Consider the following 23,052-nt stretch of genomic DNA (forward strand, 5'->3'; position numbering starts at 1 on the left):
TGCCGCAGCCGCCCGGAGTACGGGCCGTACTCGCCGACCGGCAGGTACGGCCCGATGACCTCCCACTCTGCGTCCGTCAGTTGCACTCACGTCATGCAGAACGGCCTACCGGATCGGGCACCGTCACAAGAACAAGTCCCGCAGTTTGATCACAACCCGATACGCGCCCTGGCCCTCACCATGTCCAGCTCCTCTCAACGATCAGCCCACACTGCCCGACCTTCATATTTGCTTCATCATTTGACCATGTGATGCTCACGGGTTCGCTACGCATCCCGGATGCTCCATAGGCACCATGCAGCCCGGCGACTACATCAAGCTGCGCGGCGGCCGCGGCACCGACTCGGATGCGGGCAACGTCGTCTACCGCCAGCACTGCAACTTCATCTGGAACAACGACAAGGACACCATCTACTTCTACAAGCCCTCCGGCTCCCACGCGGACGTGCACTCCTACACCACGACGGCCGACGATCGCGACGGCAACGGCTACATCACTTACCACGGCTGATCCAGCAGCCGTCGCCAGACGCAGCGGCGCCCCATCCTGTTTCACGGGCAGGGTGTCGCCTGCCGCTTCCGGCTTTCGTGGAAGGTGGTCACCGGCCGTCGTCTGACCGCCGCAGTCCTGAATGCCGGCGTCCTGACCGTGGTCCTGACCATGCGGGCGTCGGTCGAGTGTGCAGACCTCTGACGCGCCGTACGACTCCCCGGCCCGCCCGCCGTGCCGACCAGACCAGGTAGGGGGTACCCGGCCACTCATGAACGTTTCCCTGTCGGTGGAAGTGCTGCCCGAGTCCACACTCCGGGACGTGGTGGACCTGCTGGTGAGACTGGTGGAGGCGGCCGGGGCCCTGATCATCTTCGTGGGGGCCGCCTGGGCGTTCGGCCACTTCCTCCTTGCAGGAATCCGCGGCGGCGGCGTGGGCCGCCAGTTCAACCGGATCCGGCTCTCCCTGGGCCGGTTCCTGGCGCTGGGCCTGGAGTTCCAGCTCGCCGGGGATGTGCTGCGCACCGCCATCGCGCCGAGCTTCATCGAAATCGGACAGCTCGCCGCGATCGCCGCGATCCGGACCGCCCTGAACTACTTCCTCAGCCGGGAGATCGCCAACGAGCGCGCCGAGATCGAGCGCGAGCGCCGCAAGGAGACGGACGGCTCCCGTGCCCCGGCAGGGCCGGCGTGACCGCCCTCCTGCACCTGGCTGCCCTCGCCGCCACCGCCTTCGGGCTCATCGCAGCCGCGGTGGTGTTCGCGGCGGCGAGACGGCTGATGCCCGCACTGGCCGTCCTGCTGGACTTCCTCATCGCGGCAGGGCTGCTGCGGCTGGCGGGTGAGCCGAGCTGGGACGCCATCGTGACGGCCGCCGCCGTGATCACCGTCCGCAAGCTCGTCACCGCAGGCCTGCGCTTTTCCCCACCGCACTGACCGAGCGGGCCGACAAGCTGCGCCGATGGCAGATACCCGCTCTCCAGTGGCGTGCGGCCTGGCCCGCGCTGCCGGGGCAGAAACACCACCGGGGCGGTGCGGCCTGTGTGGGCCGCTCGACCGGCTCGTAGCGGACCGGGCCTGCCAGCTGTCGGCGCAGGACCGCGTTCTCGTACCGCAGCACGAGCAGTTCCGCGTCCTTGGTGGTTTCACAGCGCAGCAACACCGACAAGGCGGCCAGCAACCTCCGGGCCACCTTGCACAGCAAGGACACGGTTCCCGGACATGATCCCAGCCGCCGAACTGCACCACTCTCACCTGCGGCGACGACTTTTCGAGCGGCGCAGGACCACCCGGTGATCAGACCACCGCATGATCCCGCCACGTTCATGGCGTCCAGCATTCAGGGCCCCACCGCGCCACTCGATCGGGTCGTAAGCGGCTGCGTTCAGGACATCCCAGCTCTCCAGACGGGCGGTGCGGAGGAACACGGTCAGATCGTGCAGTGAGTACGCGGTGCCGATGGTGCGCCCACCGGTGTGCACCTGCCGACCCCGTACGCGCCGGGCGGATACACGATCACGGGCTGCCCACCGGTCATGCCCCCAGCCTCTTCCTTGGCGCGGGCTCAGTGCACCCCGAGCCGTTCGCCTTCCCTCGGATAGCCCAGTGGCCTCTTTTTCTTTACGCGCATCCGGGGGTATCGGATGGTTCATGGCGCGGCACCTCGTTCAACGAGGACAACGCCCGGCAGGTCGCGGAAAACACGAAGAGACGCGTGGACCGGCTCAGCCCGAGCGCGCGGAGTGGCCGGTGGAGTCCCCATCGTTGTCGCCGTCAGGTGCGGCGCCTTCTTCGGCCTCGATGCCCTCAAGAGGCTTGCCCGCCGTCGTGCCCCGTTCCGGTTGGTAACCCTCCTTGCTGCTCGCTGTGCCTGGGATGGAACGGTCCTGAGCCTGGCTCTCTGCACCCGAGTGCGATCCAGGCTCTTCGGGGTCGCGGGCCCGGCCGTAGCCGTCCTCGTGGCGGTCTTCATGGCTGGCCATGTCTGTGCCCTTCCACGTCGGGTCATCGCCGGGTTCCCTCGGGTGCGATACCGGAAACGGCGGCGCACCACGAGACCTGCGGGGTCCCCTGCCAGAGTGTGAGCTGGTCGCCCTGGTCGCCCGCGCGTGGCACGACGGGGCCACGCTGGAGGGCATCCGCCGGACGGCACCTTTCATACCCCTGACCGGCCGGTTCGAGGTGCCCGACCACGATCCCGTACGCCTGACGGAGTCGGAGTGGCGGGGCATGCGCCAGGAAGCAGACGAGCTGGAGTACCCCTGGCAGAAGACGTATCAGGCCCTGATCGAGTCGGCTCACGCCCAGCCGGCGCTGCGCGCCCTCTACCCGTTCACGAGCCACTGGGTGCTGCGCTTCTCGACCACGACCCGTCCACGCCTCACCGTCGTCGGCCCCTGCCTGACCGCGAACAGTGAGGGTACGTACGGAGTGGGCAGGGGCATCATCGACGCGGACCTCGGCCGGTTCGCCACAGCGCACGAGGCCGTGGCGCTGGCCGTGCGGCACCTGCCGGCCGGCCTCGACCCGATCGCCCTCGGCGGATGACGCCGGGCACCGGAGCCGCGTGAGAGACGATCGCGTGGGGTGGACGGCTCGGCTCGAGGACCGAGCGCCCCGGTCGGCGGTGGGTTCTCGGCTTCGCCCGTGGACTGTACGACCGGCGTTGTCACGTTGGCTGATCGGTTTGGGGTGATTTTTGAGTTGGTTGTGCCGGGGAGGGTTCGCTCGTGTCGTCCGCGTCGTCGTCGTACAAGGGGCACCGGTACCCGGTCGGGGTGATCGCGCACCGCGTGTGGCTGTACTTCCGTTTCCCGCTCAGCTTCCGCGAGGTCGAGGAGCTCATGCTCGAGCGTGGTGCGCTCGTCTCCCACGAGACGGTCCGGCGCTGGTGCGCGAAGTTCGGGCAGATCTACGCGAACGGCCTGCGCCGTCGGCGGCCCCGGCCGGGCGACAAGTGGCTCTACCTTCTTGAACGGGTCGGTTCTCCCATTCGTAGGGTGAGGACACCCAGGGGAGTGGGGTGTGGCTGACAAGTGGCTGCCATTCGTGGCTTCAGGCTGCCGGCCGGCCCACCACGGCCTGAAGACCTGCCCGACCCCAAGGCCCATCACGCCCCGACGCGCCGTCAGACAGTCACGCACCCAACAACGTGACAGTGCCGCCTGGTCCGTTTCGAACGGCCCACCTTGGCGCTGGCCCGGACGCTGGACCTCGACTCCGCGCCGCCTGTTTGCAGCGCAGGGTGTGGGAGGCGGTGGCCTCGGACAGCCCGCCCGAGACCCTCAACCCTCTCCATGAACCCGGGCGCTGTGGAGCCCGCACATCACCCTTGGCCGCACCCGGCGGGCCGGTGCCTTCACCGACCGGCGGGTCTCTGAGCTGCTGCCGGCGCCGCCGCTGTCGGTTCGGCTCACCACCCTGCGCAGTCACGACACCCGGAGCGGCGCTCTGGAGGTGCTGGAGCCCGCCCCTGAAGACCGTGTCCCACCCGGCAGGTTGGCAGTGGTGCCGGCCTCGGGGCGGGGACGGTGGGGACGGATCGTTCCGGACGGCCTGTGGGCATCGCGAGGCCGTTGCCGCCGCCGGCGCGGGTGCGCCCGCAGGGGGTCGCCTCGAACGTCGATGATGAGGCCGCTCCGCGTCGCGATCACCACGTGCGGTTCACAGCAGCTGCGCTCGGCGGGTCCTGCCGTCGACCCTCGCGACGGAGCCGTGCGGACGCCGGCCCACGGACGCGCGCCCCACCAGCCCCCGGCCCCGACCGGATACCCAACGGACGCGCCGGCAACCCGTGGACATGGCCCCGGCTGTCTCAAAGGGGCCCCATCGCGGGTGGGGAGCGGAACAGCGAGGTCACCGGCCGGCCCACCGGACCGGGGCCGTCCCCACGGACACGGGGACGGCCCCGGCGCCCACCGGCCGGAGGCGCATGAGCCGGGCGACCGCGTGCCGGTCCACGCCGGTGCGCGCGGCCCACCGCGCGAGGGCACGACCGCCTCGGGCCAACCCCGCACGCCCTACCAGTGCCCGGGGGCGGCGGAAATGATGAGCCCACCGCACACGAACCACGTGATCCGCGGTCCCCTGTGCCTCGGCCGGGCGGACTGGCGGTGGAAGGAGTGCACGGTGTTGCTTCTCATCTCCCCGGACGGTGTCGAGGAGGCTCTCGACTGTGCGAAATCGGCGGAGCATCTCGACATCGTCGACGTCAAGAAGCCCGACGAGGGCTCGCTCGGCGCCAACTTCCCCTGGGTCATCAGGGAGATCCGCGACGCGGTCCCGGCGGACAAACCGGTGTCCGCCACCGTGGGAGACGTCCCGTACAAGCCCGGCACGGTGGCCCAGGCCGCGCTCGGCGCGGTCGTCTCCGGCGCCACGTACATCAAGGTCGGCCTCTACGGATGCACGACGCCCGGTCAGGGCGTCGAGGTCATGCGCGCGGTCGTCCGGGCGGTGAAGGACCACCGCCCCGAAGCACTCGTCGTCGCCTCCGGCTACGCCGACGCCCACCGGATCGGCTGCGTCAACCCGCTCGCCCTGCCCGACATCGCCGCCCGCTCCGGCGCCGACGCCGCCATGCTCGACACCGCGGTCAAGGACAGGACGCGGCTGTTCGACCACGTTCCACCGGACGTATGCGCCGAGTTCGTCCGTCGGGCCCACGCGTCCGGTCTGCTCGCCGCCCTCGCGGGCAGTGTCGAACAGAGCGACCTCGGCGCGCTGACCCGCATCGGCACGGACATCGTGGGTGTGCGGGGAGCGGTCTGCGAGGGCGGCGACCGCAACGCCGGACGGATCCAGCCCCACCTGGTGGCCGCCTTCCGGGCGGAGATGGACCGGCAGGCCCGGGAGCACGCGGCCGGCGTTCCCGCCGCGAACTGACCACCGGTATGCCGGCCTCTGAGCCCGAACGCGTCCCCGGACACCGGGCCGCGCGTTTCCCCGTCGTCGACCCGGCCACCGGGGAGACCTTCGACGAGGCCCCCGACCAGCAGCCGGACGAGCTGGACTCCGTGGTCGACCGGGCCCGGCGGGCCTGGCACGGCTGGCGCGCCGACCCCGCAGCCCGCACCACCGCGTTGCGCGTGGCGGCCGATGTCGTGGAGGCAGCCGGCGAGGACCTCGCCCGGTTGCTCACCCGGGAGCAGGGCAAGCCCCTGGCCGAGTCGTACGCGGAGATCGCCCGTACGGCGGCCCGCCTGCGCTACTTCGCCGACCTCGCCCCCAGGACCCGACGCATCACCGACGGTCGGCCCGTGGACAGCGAGATCCGCTGGCGGCCCCTCGGACCCGTCGCCGCGATCGTGCCGTGGAACTTCCCCCTGCAGCTCGCGGCGGCGAAGTTCGCGCCCGCGCTCGCGGTCGGCAACACCGTCATCCTCAAACCGTCCCCCTTCACCCCGCTCGCCACCAGGCTGCTCGGCTCCGTCCTCGCCACCGTCCTGCCCGAGGACGTGCTGACCGTCGTCACCGGCCGCGAACCGCTCGGTGCCCGCCTCGCCTCCCACCCCGGCATCCGCCACGTCACCTTCACCGGCTCGGTGCCCACCGGGCGGGCCGTGGCCGAAGCGGCGGGGGCCTCGCTCGCCCGGGTCACCCTGGAGCTGGGCGGCAACGACGCCGCCGTCCTGCTGGACGACGTCGAGGTGGAGCGGATCGCGGACCGGCTGTTCTGGGCCGCCTTCCGCAACTGCGGACAGGTCTGCATGGCGGTCAAACGCGTCTACGCCCCGGCCCGGCTCCACGCCCAGGTCGTCGAGGCCCTCGCCGAGCGCGCCAGAACCGTCGCCGTCGGGCCCGGCCTCGACCCGGACACCCGGCTGGGACCGGTCAACAACGCCCCCCAGCTGGCCCGGGTCGAGCAGATCACGCGGCGGGCCCTGGCGGACGGCGCCCGGGCGGCGGCCGGCGGCCACCGGCCGACCGGGCCGGGGAACTTCTTCGCCCCCACGATCCTCACCGACGTCCCGCCCGACAGCCCGGTGGTGACCGAGGAGCAGTTCGGGCCGGTCCTGCCGGTACTGCCGTACCGGAGCCTCGACGAAGCCGTCGACGCCGCCAACGGCACCGGCTTCGGACTGGGCGGGTCCGTGTGGGGCACCGACCTCGACCGGGCCGAGGCGGTGGCCGACCGGCTCGAATGCGGCACGGCCTGGATCAACCACCACGCCGAACTGTCCCTCGCCCAGCCCTTCGCGGGCGTCAAGGACAGCGGCGTCGGCGTGGCGGGCGGACCGTGGGGGCTGTACGGCAACCTGCGGCCGTTCGTCGTCCACCGTCCGCGGGAGGCGTGAGGTGAGGTTCCAGGCGGCCGTACTGCGCTCGTACGAGAATCCGTTCACGCTCGAGGAGGTGGCCCTGCGGACGGAACCCGCCGCCGGTGAGGTCCTGGTCGAGATCGCCGGCTGCGGGATGTGCCGGACCGACCTCGCGATCCGGCGATCGGCCGGCAGCAGCCCGCTGCCGGCGGTGCTCGGCCACGAAGGGTCCGGGGTCGTGGTGCGGACGGGCGGCGGCCCGGACACCGCGATCGACGTGGGTGACCACGTCGTGCTGAGCTTCGACTCCTGCGGGCACTGCCGAAACTGCCGCGGCGCGGCCCCTGCCTACTGTGACTCCTTCGCCTCCCTCAACCTCTTCGGGGGACGCGAGGAGGAGGCGCCGCGGCTCACCGACGCGGCCGGGGAAGCGCTGGCCCCCCGGTGGTTCGGCCAGTCCTCCTTCGCCGAGTACGCGCTCGTCCCGGCCCGCAACGCCGTCCGGGTCGACCCGGCACTGCCCGTCGAACTGCTCGGGCCGCTCGGCTGCGGCTTCCTCACCGGCGCCGGAGCCGTGCTGAACACCTTCGCCGCCGGCCCGGGCGACACCGTCGTCGTTCTCGGCGCGGGAGCCGTGGGTCTGGCCGCGGTGATGGCGGCCACCGCCGCCGGCGCGCTGACCGTGGCCGTGGACCGGCACCCCCGACGGCTTGCCCTGGCCGAGCGGTTCGGCGCGATCCCGCTGCCCGCCGAAACGGCCGGACTGGCCGAGCGGATCCGGCGGGTCAGCGACGACGGCGCGCAGTACGCGCTCGACACCACGGCCTTAGCCCCGCTCATCAACGACGCCCTCCGGGCACTGCGCCCCACCGGCAGCCTCGGCCTGGTGGCACGGCTCCGCACCACGCTGCCGCTCGAACCGGGCACGCTCGACCAGGGCCGCGGCATCCGCCACATCTGCGAAGGGGACGCCGTCCCCGCAGTGCTGATACCGCTGCTGACCCGGCTCTGGCAGGCCGGACGCTTCCCCTTCGACCAGCTCATCCGCACCTACCCGCTGGCCGACATCAACGAGGCCGAGCGCGACTGCGGCGCCGGCCGCGTGGTCAAACCCGTCCTGCTCCCGACCGGAAGAAGCCGGTGAGCGCGGCCCCCCCCAGCATCGCGGACCCACCGCATCCGACGAGCAGGAAGCTCGTGGTCCCCACTTCCGCCAACGGAGGAGACATGACCGGCACGGCACCGCAGCACACGGACGTGGAAGGCGTGGAGGGAGGCGTGGGCCTGACCGCCTTCCTGGTCGCCGCGGCACGGGCGATCGAGACCCACCGCGACGACAGCCTGGCCCAGGACCCCTACGCGGAACACTTCGTGCGCGCCGCCCCGGCGTGCACGGACTGGCCGGTGCGCATCCACCAGGTCCCGGAGGGGGACGGCAACCCGCTGTGGGGGCGGTTCGCCCGCTACTTCGGCCTGCGGACCAGGGTCCTCGACGACTTCCTGCTCCGGTCGGTCCGGACGGGCCCCCGGCAGGTGGTCCTGCTGGGAGCGGGGCTGGACACGCGCGCCTTCCGGCTGGACTGGCCGTCCGGCTGCGAGGTCTTCGAGATCGACCGGGCGGGCGTGCTGGAGTTCAAGCACCAGGTGCTCACGGACCTGGCGGCCACCCCGAAGGTGAAGCGCGTCACCGTACCGGTCGACCTGCGCGCGGATTGGGTCAGCGCGCTGACCAACGTCGGCTTCGACCTTGCCGCACCGAGCGTCTGGCTGGCCGAGGGACTCCTCTTCTACCTGCCGGGCCCCGCCGAGACGTACCTCGTCGACACGGTGGACAGGCTGACCACCGAAGGCAGCGCCCTGGCCTTCGAGGCCAAGCTGGAAAAGGACCTGCTGGTGTACCGCGGCAGCCCGATCTACACGGCGACGCGAGAACAGACCGGCATCGACCTGCTCCACCTCTTCGACAAGGGGCCGCGACCCGACTCCGCGGGTGCCCTGACGGCCAAGGGCTGGTCCACCTCGATGTACACGCCCTTCGACTTCACCCGTCGGCACGGACGTGGCCCCCTCCCCGAGCCGAACGACGCACTGGAGGGAAACCGGTGGGTGTTCGCGTACAAGTCACGGCCATGACGCCCGCAGCGCTCACGACGACGTCCGCACGGGAGCTGAGGACGGGGCCCGCCGCGGGCCCGCACGGTGGGACGCGTCCCGATGGAGGGGGCAGCCCGGTCGCGTCGCAGCGGTTGCCGCCCGCGCCCGGCGCTGCCCCTCACGGGCCGTGTCAGGCGGACCGGGCAGTCACGAGCCGGTCGCCCGGGATCCCGGCCAGGTCCGGTGCGTAGTAGTCCTCGATGCCGGCGGCCCACGTACCCACGGCGATGCGGTCCTCGGCGTCCGGGCCGAAGGCGTCGAAGAGGGCGTGGATGTTCGCCTCCTCGAAGCCGATCGCCGTCATCAGGGACACGAAGAGGGGGCGCTCGATCAGACCGTCCCCGTCGGGGTCGCCGAGTGCGGCGAGAGCCTCGGCGAACTCGGTGATCGTGGGGCCGAAACGCTCGGGGTCCAGCACGAACGGACGGAACTCGTCCACAGTGATCACACCGTCGCCGTTGGCGTCCAGTTCAGTGGTCAGCGTCGTCCAGTAGCGGCGGAACGCCGCCCGGATGGCGGCTTTGGCGCCGTCGTCCGACGCGGCCGCCGCCTCCAGAACACGGCCCGTCATCAGGTCGAAGTCTCCGGAGTCGATGACTCCGTTGCCATTGGCGTCGAAGAGGGAGAAAACCAGTTCGACCCGCTTGGCGGCCTCAGTCCGCATTTCCGTCACCTGTCTTCCGCGACCCGACGATTCCGGGCCTGCCCGATGAGTGCCTCTACCTGACGGTGTGGGGGACATGCGCCCAACCCCGCGCGTGCAGCGGCCATGACCCATGGAACCGCCATGAAGAGCCGCGGACTCTCGATCTTCGCTTGTGGTGACAGAAGGACTGCTGAATGAGCGTGTGTGACAAGTCGGATGCCTCGCCTGTGACAACCAGACCGCTTCGACCGATCCCGTTCATCAGCTCAAACGACTCCGCTGGTGGCAACTCCTGAGCTTCGGCTCAATCCGGCGGGCCGCCGTACAGCGCTCTGGCGGCGGCCCGCTCCCGGATCCGCAAGGCGCCATGGACCGCTCCGGGCACGGCGCGGGCGGGATGCTGATGAGGAGGAGCCGCTGTCCGGCGGGCGGGAGGCGTCGGTGGCCGGCGTGGGGAGGAGCGGCAGGTCGGCAAGTGGTTGTCTCGGTTTGGCGACAGCCGGTCCGTTGTACGCCCGCGTTGTCCCTGGCGCCTCCGTACCAGCCGCTACCCCCGCGCCAGTCCCGCCCGTCCCGGCCCCGGCCTGCCATTGCTCGTCCCAGCGCCATCACCCGCGGTCCTCCCGCCGTCCTCCCGCCGTCCGCGTCGCCGTGCCCGCCCGCGCTGCGCCTGCCCGCCGACCCCCGTGCCGACGCGCTCGGGCCTCCGCCGGCCGCCTGGTCCGCTCGCCCCCGTCCGCCTACCACCTGCCTGTCGCCATGGACCGCCCCGCCCGGCCCGGGACCACCGCTTGCCTTCGCGTACGGCCCGGCTCCCGCCGTCGCCGATTCGACGGCTCCGACGAGCTGAGCGCTCTGTCGGTGCCGCGCCGGCTCAGCTCGGCACGCCGCCGTGGCCGTGCCGTCCAGGCTGATCAGTCGAGAGCGTGAGCGCGGCAGGTCCGCAGAATCTCGTCGGACAGTTCGGGCCGGACGTGGCGGACCGCTCGGGCGAGCACCATCGCCCCGACCAGCCTGCTGAGCAGCAGCACCGCCCGGTCCCGCGCCTGCTGTGGGGTGATCTCCCCGTGCTGCTCACGGGCGAGTTCTGCGGCGAAGCCCGCGAGGTATCCCTCCACGCCGGCTGCGTACGAGCGCTGGATCGTGTCGTTGTGCCGCCCGGCGTCGGTGACCAGGGAGGCGGAGGGGCATCCGCCGTCCGGAGCGTCGCGGTGGGCGACCGAGAGGTAGTCGTCCACCACTCGCCTCAGCGGTGGGCCGGCGAGATCGTCCCCTTCCTCGACGGCCTGCTCCAGGACGTCCAGAGACGCCGCGAACGAGGCGTTGCACACCTCGGCGGCCAGGTCGTCCTTGGACGCGAAGTGGTTGTAGAAGCCGCCGTGGGTCAGGTCCGCTTCCTTCATCAGGTCTGCGATCCCGACGGCGTCGATGCCCTGCGCGCGGAACATGCGCCCGACGGCCTACCGCCGCAGTGTCTCCAGCAGGCTTCCGAGCTGCCGTACCGGCTCCGCTCCCGTCACTCGCAGGACGACCGTGTCGGCGCCGGCCGCCGCCAGTTCGCGTATGTGGCCGACGGCGTCCTCCGGGCGGCCGGAGACGGTGAACACCTCGTCCGCCGGGCGGCCGAGCCAGGCGGCCTGGCCCTCCGTGTGCGGGCGCAGCGCCTCGGCGGCGCGGGCGGGGTCCTCGTCCACGCAGGTGAAGGCGAGCACCGTCATCGTGTGCTCCGCGCCCGCGCCGCCCTTGGTCACCAGCTCCCGGGCCGCCGTCACCTCGGCGGGGCCGTGCCCCTCCGCGATCACCGTGCCGTCGGCGACCCGCCCGGACAGCTCCAGCGAACGCGGCCGCACCACTCCCGCGACCACCGGCGGCACCTCGGCCGGCGGGTGCACCAACCGGATCCCGTCCAGCCGCACCTCCCGGCCCTCCAGCTCGACGCGCTCGCCCCGCAGCAGCGCCCGTACGGAGGTGATCGTCTCCTCCAGCAGCGCGAGCGGGGAGCGCGGGGCGAGGCCGACCGCCGTCATCCACTCCCGCACCCCGTGCCCGACCCCGGCCACCAGCCGGCCCGGGAACACCCGCGCCAGCGTGGCCAGTTCCATCGCGAGCAGCGCAGGACTGCGCAGCGGCGCCGGGGTGATCCCGATGCCGACCCGCAGCCGCTCGGTCGCCCCCAGCGCCACGGCCGCCGCGGACAGGCCCCCGTTCCAGCCGAGGTCCTCCACGACCCAGAGGTCGTCCGCGCCGAGCGCCTCGACCTCCCGCGCGAACCCGGGCAGCCCCTCGGGCGCCCAGTCCCGGTCGTACATCACGCCGATCCGAACGCCGTTCTGCGAAGTCGTCGTCATGGACCGCAACCTATGCGCCGTTCGTACCGATGATCAACGGTCGGGACACCGCTCCCGCTTACGCCACCGTTCCCACGCCCCGTAATTCACCGCCGGCGCTCACTCTCGGTACGACATCCCGGCAGGTCACGGGCACACCACCGATCAGCGGAAGCTGAGATGGCCCACAGCGGCAACGGACACGACCACCACCATCCCCACCACCACGGACCCGGCCACCAGGTCGTCGAACCCGACGCCGTCCCGGCGGCCTTCGGCCTGGCCGTCCCCGACGAGGAACTGTCGCCCCAGCAGCTTCCCCGGCGCTCCATGGTGCGCCGCGCCGGTCTCCTCGGCGCCGGACCGGCCGTCGGCGGCGTGCTCGGCGGCGTCGGCGCCGGACAGGTCGCCGCGCAGACCGCGCCCGCCTCCGACCACTCCCGCGGGGAGTCCCGCGCCGCCCGCTGCCGGGCCGGACTCCCGAAAGCAGGAGCAACTCAATCGCGTAGATCGTCGAAACCGTTCGCGAGTGGGGCTGAGCCGGGGCTCTGACAGGACTCAAACCGCCGTCCCAGTCGTGTGGAGATCATCACCCGACTGTGCGCGCAGCGCAGTCGTGTAGGGCTCCAGGTCTTCCGAAGCGGTGCCGCTCCGCCGTCCTGGTCGGTTGCGGCGTCATGGGTTTTCTCCTCGCTCCACGGCGCGGCCGATGAGTTTGTGGCTCCCGGCCGGTCCAAGCTCGTGACACTCCAGGAAAGGACACCGCCATGTCGGAGCTTCTCGTCGACTTCATCACTTCCCTCGACGGCTGCGCATCGGGAGAGGGATGGCCCGGATTCTGGGGCCTCGAGGGCCCGGAGTACCTCGCGTGGCTCGGCGAGCAGCCCGAGGCCACCTACCTGATGGGAGCGAACACCTACCGCCTGATGTCGGGCTTCGCCGCAGGCGAGGTCCCGAAGGGCCAGGACGAGTTCAGGCCGGAAGAAGAGGCGTCCGTCGACGAGCTCACGCAAGCGTCCAAGGTGGTGTTCTCCTCCTCGCTGGCGGAGCCACTGACGTGGGCCAACTCCACGCTCGTCCGCGACGACGCCGTCGAGGCGGTCCGCGCCATGAAGTCGAGTGGCCCGGGGCTCCTCAGCACGATCGGCAGCCTCAGCCTGTGCCGGTCCCTGCTGCGAGCCGGACTCGTCGACCGCTTCCGGGTCGTGATGTTCCCGGTGATCACCGGTGCCACGGGCGAGGAACGCATCTACGACGGCTATCCGGACGTTGCCCTCGAGATGCTCGAGCACCGCACCTTCGACGGCCGCATCCAGCTGGTCGAGTACAAGCCCCGCGTGCTCGAGCACCCGCCGCTCGGCGTTCCTGCGTGACGTCGCCCCGTCCACTTCTCAGCCGGGGCAACCGCACCCGTCCGGGCACGCAGATCCACAAGGCCCGCATCCCCACCACCCGGCTCGCCCACCCCTGCCTGCCGGTTTCCGCATTCTCGGGACAGCGCCGGATGACGCAGGCTACGAGCCCCTTGGGGGGCACCGGCGACAAGCCGGCGGCGCGCGTCAGGACGGACGTCGCCGGCATCCCGGTGCTGTCCTTCGGTACCGAGTCCCACCAAGGTACGAGGGGGAGAAGTCCCGCCGGATGGAGGCCTGGACCGTCCGGATGCCGCGCCGGTGCGGATGGCCGGCGAGGCGCACCGTCCAGTGGGCCGTCTGCCGGTCGGGCCGGCCGACCGTAGTGGTGCGGACCCGGTCGTAGATCTCCTCGAGGAGAGGGCGGGCCTGGTCGGCGTGCTGCAGCCGGACGGCTCCGTCGCCGAAGTCGGTGTCCGGGCGAAAGCGCATGGCGCGCCGGTCGCGGCGCATCCGGTTGCCAGCGGCAGCGGGGCCGTAACCGTACCGTCCGTAGATGCCGGCCTCGGAGGGCCGGAGCGCGGCGATCGTCTCTCGTCGCCGCTCGTGCGGGCCGGTCAGTCGGGCGCGCATCATCGAGGTGAGGATGCCGCGGCGGGGGTGTGTCGGGGCCACGGCCATCGAGGCGATCCCCGCCACGGGCACGACGCCACCGGGCACGGTCAGCGTCCGGCTGTGGACGGAGGCCCCGGCAACCGGCTCGCCCCGGTCGAACACGGCCAGGGCGCGGGCGAGAGCCGTCGCAGCTCGCTGACCGGCCAGCCCCTCCTCCGACCGGTCCGGACCGTAGGTGTCGGCAATCATGCGCGCCCAGGGCACGAACTCCTGGCACGAACTCCTGCTCGGCGACACAGCGAAGCTGGAACTGAGAAGCGGCCATCGGGCATGCGTACGGCACATCTGACGGAGCCGATGTCCCGGCCCGTCTGCGGCCGGCTCGCCGTCGGCGCCGCCTGAACCCCTGCACGGTCCGAGTCGTCCTCGGCGCCCTCCGCCTCCGCGATCGGTGAACGCCCCGATCGGTGAACGCCCGCCCGTCCGTCCTCCTGGACAACAGCCAGGCCGTCACGGGCTTTCATCCCTCCCCGTCCGGTCACCGCTGCCGCCCGCGACGGCAGCGGGGGACAGGGCGAAGAGGGAGCGGACGGGCGGGACCGTCCGGCCGGCAGGAGACCGGGCCGCTCGCCGCCGCCGGCGGCCCGGTGGGACGGCCCGGGTGACGCGGATGCCCTAGGGGCCGTCGGCGATCTTCTCCGCGATGCGGCCGAGCGCCGCGAGTTCCCCGGGGTCGAGCCGGTCGATGAAGTGCCGTCGCACGGAGGCGACATGGCTCGGGGCGGCTTCCTGGAGCGTGTCCCGCCCCGTCTCGGTGAGCACCAGGAAGCAGCCCCTCCCGTCGGCGGGGTCCGGTGCGCGCCGGATGAGTCCGCGCGCCTCCATGCGGGTGGCGTGGCGGGACAGACGGCTTCGTGACCACCCCATCTTGGCGGCCTGTTCGCGCAACGTGCTGGTGCCGTCGGTGCGCTCGGACAGGGTGCTGAGCACTTCGTAGTCCGGTTCGGACAGCCCCTGTGCGGCCAGGTCCTGCGCGGTGCGGGCCCGTACCGCGGTCACCATGCGCAGGTACGCCCGCCAGACGCGCTCCTCATCGGCTGCGAGCCAGCGGACCGGAGGATCCGTCTCGTTCGTTGACATGTAATCAATCTACCGGCTACTTTCGTTTCCATGACAACGAAACGACTCCGCATCGTCGTACTGGTCTGCAGCACGCGCCCTGGTGCCCTCGGTCCCGCCGTCGGCGAGTGGCTGACCGGGACGCTCGCGGCGAGCGCCGACACCCTCGACGCGGACCTCGTGCCCCTGGCCATCGGCGATCTGGGCCTGCCCTTCCTGGACGAGGAGGAGCACCCCTCGACCGGTGTCCACGAGCACGAGCACACCCGCCGCTGGAGCCGGATCGTCGACGGGGCGGACGGCTTCGTCTTCGTGACGCCGGAGTACAACTACGGCATGCCGGCGACCCTGAAGAACGCGCTCGACTACCTGGGCCCGGAATGGGCCTGGAAGCCGGCCGGCTTCGTCAGCTACGGCCACACCTCGGCCGGCACCCGCGCGGTCCAGCACGCCAAGCAGGTGGTGACCACCTTGCGCCTGGTCCCCCTGGGGGCGACCGTCGCGATACGGATCGCGGACGCGATGCGGGAGGACCGTTTCGCCCCCGGGGCGCGCCACGCCGACGCGGCCGAAGGACTGCTGGCGGAACTGGTACGGGTCTCGCGGGCCCTGGCCCCGCTGCGTGAGCGCGGACACGCGGGCGCCGTGGAGGGCCCGCTCCCCGGCTCGTACGCGCGGCGTCTCGGCCCGGACGACGCCCCCGAGGTGACGGTGCTGCAGCGCTGCTGCTGGGCGGAGGAGGCGCTCGCCAACGGCACCCTGGCGATTCCGGCGCTCCACGAGTCGCCGGACGAGGTGCGCGCCTGGCTGGCCGACTGGCATGCGACGGGAGTGTGGCGGGACGGGCGGCTGCTCGGGATGGTCCGCACGCGTCGCAACGGCCCCGACCTGCGCATCGGGCGACTCGCCGTCGCCCCCGACCTGCGGGGGCTGGGCGTGGGACGGTGGCTGCTGCGCCGGGCCGAGGCGGCGGGGGAGGGCAGCCGGCGTATCGTCCTGTCCACCGGTGCCGCCAGCCACCGCAACCTCGCCCTCTACCGGCGGCAGGGATACGTACCGCTTCCCGGTGCGCCGGACGACGGCGTGGTGAGCCTGGCCAAAGCCGTCCCCGCCTGAGCGCGGTCGCCGCCGGCTCCGGCATGCCCGCGGCCGGAGCCGGCGGCGACCGCGGGCGGCCGGTCGCCGTGCCACCCTGCAGACGGGTGACGCCGGCCGCCGCGCCTGCTGGGGCGAGCCGGCGCAGGCCGTTGAACCGGGCGGGGGACATCTCGCCGGCGCGGCCCCGTCCCGGCGCGGCCCCGTCCCGGTGCTGCGCCCGGGTCGGCTGCGGCTCCTGGCCGCGGCTCTTGGCTCAGGCGCGCGGGCCGGCGCCGTGCAGCAGGGTGTCGACGATGCGGGCGGCGAGGGTGTCGGGATCGGCGCCGTCCGCGTTGCCGTGCAGGGACTCCCCGATGAGCGCGTAGTAGACCCGGCGCACCCAGTCGAGGTCGGCCGCTTCGTCGATGAGCTTGTCGTCCTGGGCCCGCTTCAGTACGGCGATGCATCTGCGGGCGATGTCCTGATGGAGGGCGGCGGCCTCGCTGTCCGGGTCGGCCGCCAGCTCCAGGGCGAACGCCCAGGCGCTTTTGACCTGCAGCACGTTGGCCGTGATCCGGTGCATCGCCACCAGCGGCGGCGCGGTGTCCGGCCTGCCGTCGTCCACTGCCCGGGCGAGCTGACGGGCGGCGGACGACGCCAACGCCTCGATCAGTGCCTGCCGGTTGGCGAACCGCCGGTGGATCGTCGTGCGGGCCACTCCCGCGGCTGCGGCGATCTGCTCCATGGAAGCACCGGGCTCTTCGGCGAGCACCCGCTCGGCCGCTTCCAGGATCGCGCGCACGCTGCGCTCCGCGTCCGCCCGCAGCGATCGTCCCGCCGTCTCACCCATCACGCCTCCTGCTGGACCTCTTGTCCGGGAACACCATACATCTGTGACGCGACACCGCCTATAACTGCATCATCTCTGTTGCGGTTCATTGAATTATCGATACATACTTCCCCCAGTTGTCCTCGGCTGAAGGAGAAACTTGTGAACAGCACCGCCCTCATCACCGGAGCGTCGTCCGGCCTCGGCGCGGAGTTCGCCGCGCAGCTCGCCGCCCGCGGACACGATGTGGTCCTGGTGGCGCGCTCCGGCGACCGGCTTGCCGCCCTTGCCGAGCGTCTGATCGCCGAGCACGGCGTCCGCGCACACGTGCTCGTCCAGGACCTCGCCGAGCCGGACGCGGCCCGCCGCATCGCCGACCGGCTCACCGCCCGCGGCCTGAAGGTCGACCTGCTGGTCAACAACGCCGGATTCGGTACCTGCGGCCGCTTCGAGGAAATCTCCGGGGACCGCGACCACGACCAGTTGATGGTCAATGTCGTCGCCCTCGTCGACCTCACCCACGCACTCCTGCCCGGCATGCTGGAGCGCGGCCGCGGGGCGGTCGTCAACGTCGCGTCGAACGCCGCCTTCCAGCCAGCCCCGTACTTCGCCGTCTACGGTGCGGCCAAGGCCTTCGTGCTGAACTTCGGCCTCGCCCTGCGACAGGAGTACCGCCGGCGCGGCATCCGCGTGCTCACCTTGTGCCCCGGCCCGGTCGAGACCGCCTTCTTCGACACCATCGGCACCCGCCGGGCGGCTGTCACCGGCTCCATGACCACCGCGGAGCCCGTCGTACGCGCCGCGTTGCGCGCGCTGGAGCGCGACCGCGGCTACGCCGCCCCCGGACTCGGCAACGCCCTGGCCGCACACCTGACACCCCGCCGCCCCCGAACCCTGGTCGCGGCCATCGCCGAACGCGTCACCCGCAAGGTCCTGGCCGCCCCGGCCGCCCCCTCGACGCCGGAGCACGCCGCATGAGAGCCTCCACCGCCCCTGTCGGCGCCGCCTCGGCGATGCTGCTCGTCGGCACCTCGACCGCGGTCTCCGCCACCATCGCCGACTACCCGGTCTTCGCAGGACAAGCCTTGCGTTATGCGCTCGCCGCGGCGATCCTGCTGGCCGTCGTAGGCCACCGGCGCCCGCCCCGCGCGCACCTGACCGCACGTGACGTTCTGCTGCTGATCGCGCTGGCCGCCACCGGCCTGGCGGGGTTCAACGTCTTCCTCGTCGAAGCCACCCGGCACGCCGGGCCCGCCATGATCGCCTCTGTGGTCGGAGCGGTCCCCCTCGTGCTTGCCCTCCTGGGACCGTTGACGGAACGCCGGCGCCCTGCGCCCCGCACCGTCGGCGCCGCACTCGTGGTGGCAATCGGCACAGCCGTCGCCGCCGGCCTCGGCTCGGGCAGCACGAAGGGCCTCCTCCTGTCCCTCGGCGCACTCGCCGGTGAGGTGGCCTTCTCCCTGCTGGCCGTCCCGCTCCTGCCCAGACTCGGTCCCCTGAGGGTCGCCGCCTATCCCGCCGCCCTGTCCGTACCCATGCTCCTGGCGGCGGGTCTCGCCCTGGACGGTACGGCCTCCCTGCGGCTGCCCACCCCCGGCCAAGCAGCCGCCTTCGGCTACCTTGGCGCGGTCGTCACCGCTGCCGCCTTCTTCCTTTGGTACGACGCACTGCGCCGCCTCGGCGCCGACCGTGCGGGCCTCTTCGCCGGCCTCGTACCGGTGGGCGCACTGCTCACCACCGTCGCACTCGGCCTCGGCCGGGCAGGCCCCGCCGACGTCACCGGCGCCCTGCTCGTCACAGTCGGCGTCGCCGTCGGCCTGCGACGGCCAAGCCCAGGTCTGTCAGATGAACGGCCCTGTCTCACAGTCGGTGGTGCCGGAGAGTCGTGAGGGTCGTCAACCTTCGGCTGACCTTCGCGTGAAGGACGCCAACGAGCTTGTGCGGATGGTGCTTCCGGGTCTGTTCCCGCTGGTCGTCGAGGAAGTGGCCGACGAGGGTGAGCGGATCGTGGTACGGGCGCGTACTCCGCAGGAGGCCGCGATCTGTCCGGTGTGCGGGGCGTCGACGGGGCGGGTGCACGGCTACCACTGGCGGACCGTCGCCGACGTGCCGGTGGACGACCGCCGGGTGGTGGTCCGTGTGCGGGTTCGGCGTCCGGTGTGTCCCACACGCGGCTGCCGGCAGACCTTCCGTGAGCAGATGACCGGGGTGCTGGAGCGATACCAGCGCCGCACGGCCCGTCCGACCAGGCAGGTCAAGACCGTGGCCAAAGAGTCAGCGGGCCGGGCCGGATCGCGTCTGCTGGCGATACTCGCGGTGGGCCTGTCGCGTCACACGGACCTGCGCACTCTGCTGCGCATCCCGTTGCCCACCGGGTGGATGCCCCGTGTGATCGGCGTCGACGACTTCGCCCTGCGCCGACGGCACCGCCACGCCACCGTCGTGATCGACGCCGGGACCCATGAACGGAGCGACGTACTGCCCGACCGCACCGCCGACACGCTGGAAGCATGGCTGCGCGAACATCCAGGCATCGAGATCGTGTGTCGAGACGGCTCCGCGACCTATGCCGAGGTCATCCGCCGCGCCCTGCCTGACGCAGTCCAGGTCGCCGACCGGTGGCACCTGTGGCACAACCTGCCTTGCGCAGGAAACGCCGACGGGCTCTCGCGCTGGATCGTCGAGGTTCGCTCAGCCGATCTGCCCCATCTGCACGCTTTCACCCGAGGCCTGGACCGAGACCGCGACGCCGTGAACGCCGCACTCACACTTCCGTACGGCAACGGCCCCACCGAAGGTGTCAACACCAAGACCAAGCGAATCGCGCGCCAGATGCACGGCCGAGCAAGCTTCCCCCTGCTCCGCCACCGCATCCTCCTCGGATAGCGCCACCCTCCGTCACTACCGAATGCGGGACAGGGCCGTTCATTTGACAGACCCTTCAGCACCCCGGACCGGCGACGAGCGGGAACGGCAGGACGAGGTTCGCCCGGCAGGCGAGCGGCAGGTGGCCTGGTGGTTAGACGTCGTCTCATTTGGTGTGTCTGCGGTGGCGGATGAGGGTGCAGGCGATGGTGGTGAAGGCAGGAAGTGTTCGGCCTTGCGTTCGTAGCGGCGGGGCAGGCGGCGGCAGCCGGCCAGGACATGGTGCGTTCGATGGTCCAGCGGTGTCGGCCGAGCCGGGTGGAGGACTCGATGCCCTTGCGGGCGATGCGGTGCCGGATGCCTCGCTTGCACAGCCATCGTCGCAGGTCGTCATAGTCATAACCCTTGTCGCCGTGGAGCTTGGCGGGTCGGCGTCTGCGCGGGCCGCGCCGGGAGCGGATCGGCGGGATGCCGCGGACGAGGGGCTTGAGGGCCTGGCTGTCGTGGAGGTTCGCGCCGGAGATCCCGATCGAGAGGGGCAGACCGGTTCTCTCGGTGATCAAGTGGATTCTCGAGCCCTTCTTGCCCCGGTCGACAGGATTCGGACCCGTCAGGTCCCCCCTTTTCAGGGCCCGCATGTTCACCGAGTCGATCGCGCACCGCGACCAGTCCAGCTCCCCGCGCGAGCCCAGTTCGTCCAGGACCAGACGGTGCAGCTTCGCCCGGACCCGGGCGGCACTCCACTCGGTGAAACGCCGGTGCGCGGTCGGCCCCGACGGGCCGAAGACCGGCGGCAACTGCCGCCAGGTGCAGCCGGAGGTGGCGACGAGGATGATCGCCGCCAGCACCTCACGGTCACCATGACGACGCCGCCCACCGCCCTGCGGGCGCGTCGGAGCGGGCGGCACCACCCGCTGAAACAACTCCCACAACCCGTCCGGGACCAGCCGCTCCACGATCGTCATGCCTCAAGATTACGAACCCAAATGAGACAACGTCTTAGGCTGCGGGGACTGGGGCCAATTCTTCCGGCAGTTGCGGAGGGGAGCCCTGGGTCCACACCACCCGCAGTGTCGAGGCGGAGATCCGCCAGCCGTCAGCCGTCCTGACCAGGTGGGTATCGGCATGGCCGGCGGAGATGAAGACGCTGCCTGAGTCGTCCGCCAGGACGTGGGTGCTCAGCTGGGCGAAACGGGCAATGGCCCGGGCGCCGTCGATCTCGATGATGGCGTTGGTGCCGAGATGCACGGTTCGGTCGAACAACGCCATTCCTCGCCGGATGCGGGCCAATAGGGCATCGCGGCCATGGACGGTGCCGATGGGCATTTCTGCGGTGACGTCTTCGGTGTGGAACGCGCGAGCCCATTCCTCGTCGAAGACCCCGTCGTCCAGGGAACGCAGGTAGCGGTCCATCAGATCGGTGATCCCAGCGCGGTCGGTCAGGGCCTGCAGCTGTCGTTGCATCTCGTTGGTGTTCATGGCGGCAGACTCCTCCCTCAAGTGCACTTGAGGTCAATATGCCTGCCCCGAGCCCAATCGACCGTCCCGTCACGGCTGTCGTTGAGTCCGCGGTCATGCGGGGGGGCGTGAGGGTTCTCGGTCGGCCGCCCTTGTGCTTCGGGTAAAGAGAGTCGAAGCCGTCGGCGTTGAAGTCACGGATTACATCCCGCACCCGGTCGTCTCTGGTGAACGTCACCTCGGCGATCCTCGTCGCGGGCATGCCCTGAGCTGAGAGCGGAACCATCTGGGCCCCCAGTCAGGTCCCCACCGATCAGGTCCCCCTGCGGATGATTTGCAGCAGGTACCGCCCCTCATCGTCATCGATCTCTCGGACGCGTACTGGTCCTGCCACCCGCCTGGTCTCGCGGGTGGAGGGGCATGTGGGTGGGGGTCCGCCGTGTCTGTGTCAGGCCAGCAGTTCCCGTAGCCACGACTGTTCCGCACGGCTGGTGATGCGGGCGATGGTGAGCATGCCGCGGCGGTAGGGGTCGTCGGTGTCCTCGGCGCCCAGGAGGCGGTCGCCATCATGGAAGAAGCTTGCGGGCTGTTCCAGGAAGTCCAGCCGTCGGCGCAGTACCGCGTGCTGGTCGGCGAGGTCGGGAAGCTGGGAGAGGAAGGCCAGGACCGTGAAGTACCGGGTGCTGTCGCTGATGTCCAGGCCGTCGGCGCCCTGCAGCCGACGCAGCAGCTCGGTGCGGCCGGCAGCGGTCAGGCTCAGGGTGTGTCGCTGGACGGCCGAGGCACCTGGCTCGGTTCTGCGGTCGAGCAGCCCGGCCTTGACCAGGCGGTTGATCGCCGGGTAGAGGCTGCCGTCGCTGACCGGACGGGCATGGCCGGACAAGTGCGCTATCCGGCGCCGTAGTTGATATCCGTGCAGTGGCCCCTCGGCCAGGAATCCCAGGATCGCAAGTTCCAGCATGCTGCTACTCTCGCACATCGAAACGAGGTACCTCGAATCGATGTAAGGGGCGGGGATGACGTATACCGAGGAGTGGGTGACCGCGCGAGCGCGCGACGCCTACGAGCACGGCCGGGCTTCGTTCGACGTACGGTCCGAGTGCACAGCGCTGCTGGTCATCGACATGCAGGACGAATTCGTCCGCCCCGGGTGGAGCCCCTACTGGGTGCCCGCAGCCACTCGGATGGCTCCCCGGCTGAAGCAACTGGTCGAGGACTGCCGAGCTGCCTCGATCCCGGTGATCTGGACCATCTTCGATGACACCCATCTCGGACTGGACCGGCCGCATGCCCTGCCCTTCCTCCCGCATGCCAACACCAACTGGCGCCGCCCCGGCCATGCCGAAGTATGGGCTCCGATGGGCCGCCGCCCTGACGAGGCACTGATCCGCAAGCCCTCCTACGGCGCGTTCTACGACACCCCGCTCGACACGATGCTGCGCAACCTCGGCCGCGACACTGTCATCGTCACAGGCACCCTCACCAACTACTGCTGCGGCACCACGGCCCGGCAGGCGTACGAACGCGGCTACAAGGTCGTCTTCGGAAGCGACATCACGGCCACCGATGACGAGTCCCGCCAGGAACCAGAACTCGCCGTCCTGCGCAAAGGCTTCGCACTCGTGCTGACCGCCGAGGAGATCACAAACCGACTGATCACAACCACCCCAGCACCGGGGGACAGGGGCAGGACGAACGTTGCCTGATGCGGCACTGACCTTAGAAGCCGTATCTCAACCGATCTTGGAGCGTGTGGATCGAACAGGGTTCCTGGTCGGGTGATCTTCCGGTGGTACGCGCATGAAGGCAGGGCCTCCTGGTAGCTCGGGGGTGCGATCCCATTTCGAGCGGTTCCCGGAG

23 protein-coding genes and 4 pseudogenes are annotated in these 23,052 nt (G+C 71.2%); 15 read left to right on the forward strand and 12 right to left on the reverse strand.

Annotated elements, in window-relative coordinates; all coding sequences use genetic code 11:
• Nucleotides 1–292: 292 nt before the first annotated feature.
• The 3 genes and pseudogenes from AB0A94_RS34215 to AB0A94_RS34225 all read left to right on the forward strand — a co-directional run.
• A pseudogene (locus AB0A94_RS34215) lies at nucleotides 293–511 on the forward strand (lamin tail domain-containing protein); the annotation flags it as partial.
• Between the two features lie 250 nt (nucleotides 512–761).
• A complete protein-coding gene (locus AB0A94_RS34220) occupies nucleotides 762–1,184 on the forward strand; it encodes a DUF1622 domain-containing protein (RefSeq protein ID WP_361750280.1) in 423 nt (140 codons plus the stop codon).
• Entirely contained in the window at nucleotides 1,181–1,426 is a 246-nt protein-coding gene (locus AB0A94_RS34225) for a hypothetical protein (protein WP_361750282.1), read from the forward strand. Before AB0A94_RS34220 ends, AB0A94_RS34225 begins: the two co-directional genes overlap by 4 nt.
• Nucleotides 1,427–2,214: 788 nt before the next feature.
• Here the strand turns inward: AB0A94_RS34225 and AB0A94_RS34230 are convergent.
• The gene (locus AB0A94_RS34230) at nucleotides 2,215–2,472 is read right to left on the reverse strand and encodes a hypothetical protein (protein WP_361750283.1); all 258 of its coding nucleotides are present in this window, start codon (nucleotides 2,470–2,472) and stop codon (nucleotides 2,215–2,217) included.
• Here AB0A94_RS34230 and AB0A94_RS34235 point away from each other — a divergent pair.
• From AB0A94_RS34235 to AB0A94_RS34260, 6 genes and pseudogenes are all read left to right on the forward strand, one after another.
• Entirely contained in the window at nucleotides 2,471–3,037 is a 567-nt protein-coding gene (locus AB0A94_RS34235) for a DUF6193 family natural product biosynthesis protein (RefSeq protein ID WP_361750285.1), read from the forward strand. The genes AB0A94_RS34230 and AB0A94_RS34235 overlap by 2 nt on opposite strands.
• 182 nt (nucleotides 3,038–3,219) lie before the next feature.
• A pseudogene (locus AB0A94_RS34240) lies at nucleotides 3,220–3,396 on the forward strand (IS6 family transposase); the annotation flags it as partial.
• Between the two features lie 1,222 nt (nucleotides 3,397–4,618).
• Complete coding sequence (locus tag AB0A94_RS34245; protein WP_361750287.1) at nucleotides 4,619–5,374, forward strand: (5-formylfuran-3-yl)methyl phosphate synthase; 756 nt, start codon at nucleotides 4,619–4,621, stop codon at nucleotides 5,372–5,374.
• A gap of 8 nt (nucleotides 5,375–5,382) precedes the next feature.
• Nucleotides 5,383–6,786 (forward strand): aldehyde dehydrogenase family protein, encoded by a 1,404-nt coding sequence (locus AB0A94_RS34250; protein WP_361750288.1) that lies wholly within the window; start codon nucleotides 5,383–5,385, stop codon nucleotides 6,784–6,786.
• Nucleotide 6,787: 1 nt separating this feature from the next.
• Nucleotides 6,788–7,894, forward strand: coding sequence for an NAD(P)-dependent alcohol dehydrogenase (locus tag AB0A94_RS34255; RefSeq protein ID WP_361750290.1), 1,107 nt, complete (start codon nucleotides 6,788–6,790; stop codon nucleotides 7,892–7,894).
• An 83-nt stretch (nucleotides 7,895–7,977) separates the two neighbouring features.
• A complete protein-coding gene (locus AB0A94_RS34260; protein WP_361750292.1) occupies nucleotides 7,978–8,883 on the forward strand; it encodes a class I SAM-dependent methyltransferase in 906 nt (301 codons plus the stop codon).
• A gap of 151 nt (nucleotides 8,884–9,034) precedes the next feature.
• On the opposite strand, the gene AB0A94_RS34265 is transcribed toward AB0A94_RS34260, so the two are convergent.
• From AB0A94_RS34265 to AB0A94_RS34280, 4 genes are all read right to left on the reverse strand, one after another.
• Entirely contained in the window at nucleotides 9,035–9,568 is a 534-nt protein-coding gene (locus AB0A94_RS34265) for an EF-hand domain-containing protein (protein ID WP_361750294.1), read from the reverse strand.
• Nucleotides 9,569–10,464: 896 nt separating this feature from the next.
• The gene (locus AB0A94_RS34270; protein ID WP_361750296.1) at nucleotides 10,465–10,998 is read right to left on the reverse strand and encodes a TetR/AcrR family transcriptional regulator; all 534 of its coding nucleotides are present in this window, start codon (nucleotides 10,996–10,998) and stop codon (nucleotides 10,465–10,467) included.
• 12 nt (nucleotides 10,999–11,010) lie between these two features.
• On the reverse strand, nucleotides 11,011–11,898 hold the full coding sequence (locus AB0A94_RS34275) for an LLM class flavin-dependent oxidoreductase (protein WP_361750298.1): 888 nt from the start codon (nucleotides 11,896–11,898) through the stop codon (nucleotides 11,011–11,013).
• Nucleotides 11,899–12,042: 144 nt separating this feature from the next.
• Nucleotides 12,043–12,315 carry a hypothetical protein gene (locus AB0A94_RS34280; RefSeq protein WP_361750300.1) on the reverse strand — a complete coding sequence of 91 codons (273 nt, stop codon included), beginning with the start codon at nucleotides 12,313–12,315 and terminating at the stop codon, nucleotides 12,043–12,045.
• A 329-nt stretch (nucleotides 12,316–12,644) separates the two neighbouring features.
• On the opposite strand from AB0A94_RS34280, the gene AB0A94_RS34285 reads away from it, so the two are divergent.
• Complete coding sequence (locus tag AB0A94_RS34285; protein WP_361750302.1) at nucleotides 12,645–13,250, forward strand: dihydrofolate reductase family protein; 606 nt, start codon at nucleotides 12,645–12,647, stop codon at nucleotides 13,248–13,250.
• 186 nt (nucleotides 13,251–13,436) lie between these two features.
• Here the strand turns inward: AB0A94_RS34285 and AB0A94_RS34290 are convergent, their stop codons facing one another.
• Entirely contained in the window at nucleotides 13,437–14,189 is a 753-nt protein-coding gene (locus tag AB0A94_RS34290; RefSeq protein WP_361750304.1) for a GNAT family N-acetyltransferase, read from the reverse strand.
• 330 nt (nucleotides 14,190–14,519) lie between these two features.
• The gene (locus AB0A94_RS34295) at nucleotides 14,520–14,984 is read right to left on the reverse strand and encodes a MarR family winged helix-turn-helix transcriptional regulator (RefSeq protein ID WP_361750306.1); all 465 of its coding nucleotides are present in this window, start codon (nucleotides 14,982–14,984) and stop codon (nucleotides 14,520–14,522) included.
• Nucleotides 14,985–15,014: 30 nt separating this feature from the next.
• Between AB0A94_RS34295 and AB0A94_RS34300 the strand changes: the two genes are divergently transcribed.
• Nucleotides 15,015–16,079, forward strand: coding sequence for a bifunctional NAD(P)H-dependent oxidoreductase/GNAT family N-acetyltransferase (locus AB0A94_RS34300; protein ID WP_361750308.1), 1,065 nt, complete (start codon nucleotides 15,015–15,017; stop codon nucleotides 16,077–16,079).
• Between the two features lie 235 nt (nucleotides 16,080–16,314).
• Here AB0A94_RS34300 and AB0A94_RS34305 read toward each other — a convergent pair whose 3' ends face one another.
• On the reverse strand, nucleotides 16,315–16,893 hold the full coding sequence (locus AB0A94_RS34305; protein ID WP_361750310.1) for a helix-turn-helix domain-containing protein: 579 nt from the start codon (nucleotides 16,891–16,893) through the stop codon (nucleotides 16,315–16,317).
• A gap of 138 nt (nucleotides 16,894–17,031) precedes the next feature.
• Between AB0A94_RS34305 and AB0A94_RS34310 the strand changes: the two genes are divergently transcribed.
• From AB0A94_RS34310 to AB0A94_RS34320, 3 genes are read left to right on the forward strand one after another with little or no spacing between them, the layout of a single operon-like run.
• A complete protein-coding gene (locus tag AB0A94_RS34310) occupies nucleotides 17,032–17,847 on the forward strand; it encodes an SDR family oxidoreductase (RefSeq protein ID WP_361750312.1) in 816 nt (271 codons plus the stop codon).
• Nucleotides 17,844–18,758: a DMT family transporter gene (locus AB0A94_RS34315; RefSeq protein WP_361750314.1), complete on the forward strand. Its 915-nt coding sequence runs from the start codon at nucleotides 17,844–17,846 to the stop codon at nucleotides 18,756–18,758. The genes AB0A94_RS34310 and AB0A94_RS34315 overlap by 4 nt, the downstream gene beginning before the upstream one ends.
• Nucleotides 18,759–18,813: 55 nt before the next feature.
• Nucleotides 18,814–19,755 (forward strand): ISL3 family transposase, encoded by a 942-nt coding sequence (locus tag AB0A94_RS34320; protein ID WP_361750357.1) that lies wholly within the window; start codon nucleotides 18,814–18,816, stop codon nucleotides 19,753–19,755.
• Nucleotides 19,756–19,900: 145 nt separating this feature from the next.
• Here AB0A94_RS34320 and AB0A94_RS34325 read toward each other — a convergent pair.
• The 4 genes and pseudogenes from AB0A94_RS34325 to AB0A94_RS34340 all read right to left on the reverse strand — a co-directional run bounded on the left by AB0A94_RS34325 (nucleotide 19,901) and on the right by AB0A94_RS34340 (nucleotide 22,153).
• Nucleotides 19,901–20,699, reverse strand: a pseudogene (locus AB0A94_RS34325) (IS5 family transposase).
• Nucleotides 20,700–20,733: 34 nt separating this feature from the next.
• On the reverse strand, nucleotides 20,734–21,213 hold the full coding sequence (locus tag AB0A94_RS34330; protein WP_361750316.1) for a nuclear transport factor 2 family protein: 480 nt from the start codon (nucleotides 21,211–21,213) through the stop codon (nucleotides 20,734–20,736).
• Between the two features lie 100 nt (nucleotides 21,214–21,313).
• Nucleotides 21,314–21,502, reverse strand: a pseudogene (locus tag AB0A94_RS34335) (helix-turn-helix domain-containing protein); the annotation flags it as partial.
• A 138-nt stretch (nucleotides 21,503–21,640) separates the two neighbouring features.
• Nucleotides 21,641–22,153: a PadR family transcriptional regulator gene (locus AB0A94_RS34340; RefSeq protein WP_361750318.1), complete on the reverse strand. Its 513-nt coding sequence runs from the start codon at nucleotides 22,151–22,153 to the stop codon at nucleotides 21,641–21,643.
• 55 nt (nucleotides 22,154–22,208) lie between these two features.
• On the opposite strand from AB0A94_RS34340, the gene AB0A94_RS34345 reads away from it, so the two are divergent.
• On the forward strand, nucleotides 22,209–22,898 hold the full coding sequence (locus AB0A94_RS34345) for an isochorismatase family cysteine hydrolase (protein WP_361750320.1): 690 nt from the start codon (nucleotides 22,209–22,211) through the stop codon (nucleotides 22,896–22,898).
• Nucleotides 22,899–23,052: the final 154 nt, after the last annotated feature.

Source organism: Streptomyces sp. NPDC044984 (assembly GCF_040646935.1).
Taxonomy (GTDB): Bacteria; Actinomycetota; Actinomycetes; order Streptomycetales; family Streptomycetaceae; genus Streptomyces.